This window comes from Bacillus mobilis, assembly GCF_001884045.1.
GTDB classification, from domain to species: domain Bacteria; phylum Bacillota; class Bacilli; order Bacillales; family Bacillaceae_G; genus Bacillus_A; species Bacillus_A mobilis.
Map to the genome: position 1 here is coordinate 1 of NZ_MACF01000132.1, position 5,243 is coordinate 5,243.

Sequence of the window (5,243 nt, forward strand, 5' to 3'; positions counted from 1 at the left end):
AATTAATATTAATTCGTGATGTATTTTTAATATCAATGTTTTATTTCATTATGTTTTGTTATTAATTTTATTATACATCTTTTATTTTTAAAGTCAATGGTAATTAATATAAATTTTTATAGATAATTATTTTCGATTTTCGTAAATTCGGTTGACGTTAACGAATTGAAATTTATTAAAAACAGCTATAAATCAACGATTTATCGCTATTTTTGACTTTCGATTTTCGTATCAATTACCGAAAACAAACCTCATTTTCATCTCAAAAATATTTGATATAAAATTTAATATTGTTTTTATTGACGTTAATTTTGTTTCATATCAATTTTGTTTCATATTAAAAAATATATCTTTTTATTCTCAAAAAAGTTTTATATTTTTATATTATTTTAAAATATTTATTGATATTAATTTTATTAAAAAATAATCAATTTTAACACAAAAATAAATTGTCATAAAATAATTATATTAACAAACTATTTTAATATAAAATATATTTGTTATCAATATTATTTTACAACAATTTTATTTAATGTTGATTTTGATTGATATTAAATTATTTTGACTTTGTTAACGGTTATTTCACAAAAAATTGATGAAAAAAGAGCATTTTTTTTTTGAAAATCGAAAAAATGCCGTCAAATCAACGAAAATTACAACTCTGACGTATCTTCTTAGTTCATCTACCCATTTGACGAGGATTGGCGGAGACATGGCGAGACGTGGCGAAGATATTCACTTTGCTTTTGTATCTTTTTAGCGCATCGTTTCGAGGTTTGGCGATACCCTCACGACCGCGCAAGGAACTGGCAATGCCTGCACAGGCTAACACGGAGATTCTCGTTATAAAGGCGGTAAAGCATGCCTTGACAACGAGCCTCCACTCCGTGTTTCTTAGCCAGTGCGCCAGTACCAAGAGCGCTCAGTGTCTCGTCTTCCCGAATTTGCGCCAATACTCATCAATAATCAGCATAATACCTTATCACGTCCAAACGATAATGTCCCAGGTCTAAGCTAACTAGAAATTGACACATCTCTTTATGAGTAAGCTTGCGTTCTTTGTTCTCCGAACCTTCGGTTATTTTTTTACGAATCGTTTCAAGCACTTTATCATATTTATTTTTGGTCTTTTTATCTTGGCAACGTTTTGCCATTTCCTTTTTTAATTGAGTCTTACTATAGCTTTTGTATTTATCCATTTGCGCTTGTGCGTAGGCTTTTCGACCGCTATGTGTTGTGTATTTTTTTCCGTTACGATCCACGCCAGCTTTTTCTGCTGCACCTCGTATTTCTTGTTTTACACGCTTTCCAAATTCAGAGTTTGTTAATTGATTTCCGTCTTTCTTTCTAGCAATGATTACTTGACTGTTAGCATTTTTCCCCTTGCATAAGTCTTTCAATTTATCTAGTAACTCTTTATTTTCGATTTTAACGGTTCTCTCGTGCCCGCCCTTGCCTTTTATATAGACAGTTCCATTAGCAAGGTCTATATCTTTTACTTTTAGTTTTACGGCTTCGTGAACACGCATTCCGCAATATCGCTGTAATTCGTGTACGGTTTTGATTTCTTGCTTCAAATGTCTATTTGTATTTGATTTATCTGCTTCTTTTTGCACTTTTTCATAGTCATTGTGATTTGCCTTCAGCGAGGTTGAATCGCCCGCTTTTCGGAAAATCCCACGCTCTGTAAGTGTTCCGAGCATTTTATTTTTATCAGCGACCTTGCATTGATGCTTGAACACGCCCGTTTTATGACTTGCTTCCCTAAATGAATGTAACGCATGCGCCAGTTGGCGCATGGAGAAGGCGGAGCCATTTCCTTTTTCATAAGCTTGAATTTTTGTTTCGAGATATTCCATTGCGTGACGTGGTTTCGCTCGGTCTACGCTAATTCCATGCGTTTTCTCGAGCCAATTGTTATATGATTTCACGATTCCACAATATGTGTTTATTGTTCTATCGCTCAATTGCTTTTTGTTTTTGTTCTTATCATCAAAAGTTAATTTGTCTGTTTTAACTTTTCCATAGACTTGGTCTATTTTCATTCCAATATGTTGCGTAATTTTGCTCATTTCGTCACCCCCTAAACCCAAACCCAAGAGCAAAGATCCAACCCCACGAACCTTACAGTATCAAGGCACGAGAAAAAGGAGGTCTCATTTGGGTGGGTTCGATCCATTTTTTTAAAAAGCAAAAAAAATAGAGCGAACCACCCAAATCAAAGAGCATACAAAGCAATCGCGGATTCTCCCTTCGGGCGAATTATGCTCACACAAACCAAAATCAAAATCAAAAGACCAAGAGCAAAAGACAAAGGTCAAAAGATTAAAAGATAAAGGCTCATGATAGCTACGCCATCTTGTTGCGATTGGCGTCTATAAATAGACTCCAAGGTTCTCTCCTATACGTATTGCACCAATCACGTATAGTCAAACGAGTGGTCTTGCGGTCTGGAGGTTTTGAGTAACCCAGCGTTACTGTTCTTTGCGATTTGTTTTGTAGCCAAAAACCTTTTTATTTCAGTAAATCTATTTAGTTGTGAATCTCTTTTCCATCGTATTTTCGATTATCATCTCCTTAAATTTTTATTTTTTATAATATTTTTTTCCATTCTTGCAAGCAAGAATTCTATTTTCTTTTAAAGCTATTTATAAAACTACTTGGGAAAGCTTCATTTTCGCTCCTTCTTAGATTATTTTTTCCCACATCTTAAAAATTTTTTGCTTTGCTATTGTAATGATCCCCTTTCATTTTTATGACGTGAATTTTTTATTTTTGTAAAACACACGATTACTTGAATCACGTCCCAAGATTCATGAGTAAAATTTCGTATTTCATATTTAATTGACCACACGTGTTCAATCAAATAAGTAAATGGTTTTAAAATTACTATGAATATATACAAATTTTACCATAAATCAACTGATTTTGATGAAAAAAACCTTATTTTTCATGCTTTTGAAAAGGTCTTGCGACCTTAATTCTTTTATGTTTTTTCCTAAGCAAAAAAGTGTTTTTGGTTTTTATGATTCTGAACGTAAAAAATCCGTAATTCTTAAAATCAAGAACCACGAATTTTGAAACCGTATCAAATTTAATACGGTTCAAAAACTATGAAAAAGCCTGTTATATCAATCTATTTTGCGGTTATCAAAATTGGTAACTACGAATTTATGGTTTTACCTTGCTTTTTGGGTTGAGGCTGGCGCGTAGTGTGGTGATAAGACACCACGAACTTTTCTTTTCAAACAAAAATATTGATAGAACACAAATGTACGCTCGGCGTTAAGGTGCTTACAATGGATTTGGCAACCGATAAGCCGAAAAGCTCGCTTTTTGGTTTATCGGCTTGGCACAAGCCATGTAAAGCACCGGATTTTTTTAGTCAAGACTTTAAAGGTGGAGATTTTCTTGCACGTTTTATGCAAGAAAATACTACCTGTGTCTTGAGTGAAAAAATAGCCCTTTATAATAGTGATATAAGGAAGAATACCTAAAAAAGTGGTATAAAGTCAGTCATACCAAGGGTTGAAGGCACTTTTTGAGGTGTAAGGAAATCCTTACACTTTTTATTTTTTTTGTAAGGAAATCCTTACACCTAAATTTTTCCAAATGACTAAAAAACGACCCAAAAAGAACTAATAAAAATACATAAAAATGAATTAATATACAATTTGATGTATTAAAAAAATGCTACTGAAAAGTAGCATTTAAACAAAGAATCTAACAGGTAATTCAACTTTTTTACCGTTTTTGTCTTTCAAATTCTTTAAAGAATATCTGAAAAGATGTTGAGTCATTCTATCAATCTTTCCTCGTGGCGCACACAAAATAATATGAGGATTCACAACCCAAGTTCTAGGAGTAACAGTTCTTCCATTTTCAGCTACTAACCCAGCCCCTTCGGGATTTAATAAAATCTCTTTTGCTCGTAAAGAATTCATGATTTCAGATGTTTGAGCCCTTGATTTACCAATCATTTTTGCAATGTCCGTAATCGTTGCCGCTTTTGGTAAAACTTCAACACCTAATTCTTCTTGTTCTTTTTTCTTTTGCTTTTTGGTTTTGTTTTTATCTTCTTTGCAAATAATTACATTACTTCCGAACTCAAGAAAATTTTGAACACGAAACAAAAACGATTCTTCAGCTTGTGTTAAATAATCAATCTTTACAAGAAGTTGTAAATTCTTCGTAATCATTTGTTGGAACGGCTCCTTTTTGAGTGGATCACTGGATTTTGCAATGTAATGTTCTTCGCCTGTTAATTCATTAATCATTTCTAAAAGTGAAGCCTTAATTTCATTGATTTCACTTTCACTTTGATTCGCAAAATCTCTTGATTTTGCTTTACGTTCCACTTCATCAAGCTTTGCTTTTAAATCTAAAACAGCCATGTTTCTTGCTCCTCTCCTAAATGCGACAAGCCAAAAATAGGAGATTTCACCACGTTTTTATTTATCCTTAAGAGCTTAATTGCCCTTGCTTTTTCTCTATAAAGTTATTAAAATTAAAGTAGAAAATCATCGTTTTTGTTGGTGAATTGAATCACCTGTTGTGGTGAAAAATCACCTAGTCGAGTGTTGACGCACTCGACTTTTTTTATGCTTGTCTACTTAATTCTAGCTCAAAAACTCAAATTTTGTAAGATGCTTTACTTTTCGTCAGCATCTTTTTTTACGTTCGTTTCAGTTTTCTTTACTCTAGTTGTTTTTGCTGCTTTTAATTTTTCGTTTTCTTCTTTTACAATCTCTAATTCTTTTTCTAGCTTTTTAAGGTCATTCTCCGTTGCTACACAACGTTTTTTCCAGTCTTCCTTAGTCATACTTTCCCATTCGATAAAACGGTTGATTTCGTCCGTATGAATGCGGAATCCGATTCTTTTTGCTGGGTTTGGATCAATTACTTTTAATTCATCTGAAGCGATAAATCGACGCACTTTCGCACTATTCCACTTGCTATCAAGCGCTTTTTCAAGAATTTTTGCTGTTTCTTCAACCGTTTTTAGCATTTCTTCGTTTTTTAATTCTTCTTCACGTTGTTTTTCTTGCTCTAACACTGTTTTTGCAACGATTTCTTCAAGTTTTTTGCCTTTGATTCCTTGTTCTTCTAAAACTTTTTTAATGATTTCGATTTCCATAAAATTTATTCCCCTTTCGTATATCCAACTGTTTTTATAATTAATATTAATTCGTGATGTATTTTTAATATCAATGTTTTATTTCATTATGTTTTGTTATTAATTT

Annotated in this window: 4 protein-coding genes; 1 reads left to right on the forward strand and 3 read right to left on the reverse strand. The window is 32.7% G+C overall.

Annotated elements, in window-relative coordinates:
* Positions 1 to 959: 959 nt before the first annotated feature.
* A complete protein-coding gene (locus BAQ44_RS25775) occupies positions 960 to 2,072 on the reverse strand; it encodes a tyrosine-type recombinase/integrase (RefSeq protein ID WP_208764374.1) in 1,113 nt (370 codons plus the stop codon).
* A 1,227-nt stretch (positions 2,073 to 3,299) separates the two neighbouring features.
* On the opposite strand from BAQ44_RS25775, the gene BAQ44_RS25780 reads away from it, so the two are divergent.
* On the forward strand, positions 3,300 to 3,497 hold the full coding sequence (locus BAQ44_RS25780) for a hypothetical protein (RefSeq protein ID WP_071724532.1): 198 nt from the start codon (positions 3,300 to 3,302) through the stop codon (positions 3,495 to 3,497).
* Positions 3,498 to 3,710: 213 nt separating this feature from the next.
* On the opposite strand, the gene BAQ44_RS25785 is transcribed toward BAQ44_RS25780, so the two are convergent.
* On the reverse strand, positions 3,711 to 4,394 hold the full coding sequence (locus tag BAQ44_RS25785) for a Rep protein (RefSeq protein ID WP_071724533.1): 684 nt from the start codon (positions 4,392 to 4,394) through the stop codon (positions 3,711 to 3,713).
* A 257-nt stretch (positions 4,395 to 4,651) separates the two neighbouring features.
* Positions 4,652 to 5,137, reverse strand: coding sequence for a hypothetical protein (locus BAQ44_RS25790; protein WP_071724534.1), 486 nt, complete (start codon positions 5,135 to 5,137; stop codon positions 4,652 to 4,654).
* Between the last annotated feature and the right edge of the window lie 106 nt (positions 5,138 to 5,243).

Bases quoted from the DNA above. Each gene is read 5' to 3' on its own strand.
- BAQ44_RS25790 (WP_071724534.1), bottom strand. From the start codon at position 5,137: ATGGAAATCGAAATCATTAAAAAAGTTTTAGAAGAACAAGGAATCAAA.
- BAQ44_RS25785 (WP_071724533.1), bottom strand. From the start codon at position 4,394: ATGGCTGTTTTAGATTTAAAAGCAAAGCTTGATGAAGTGGAACGTAAA.
- BAQ44_RS25780 (WP_071724532.1), top strand. From the start codon at position 3,300: ATGGATTTGGCAACCGATAAGCCGAAAAGCTCGCTTTTTGGTTTATCG.
- BAQ44_RS25775 (WP_208764374.1), bottom strand. From the start codon at position 2,072: ATGAGCAAAATTACGCAACATATTGGAATGAAAATAGACCAAGTCTAT.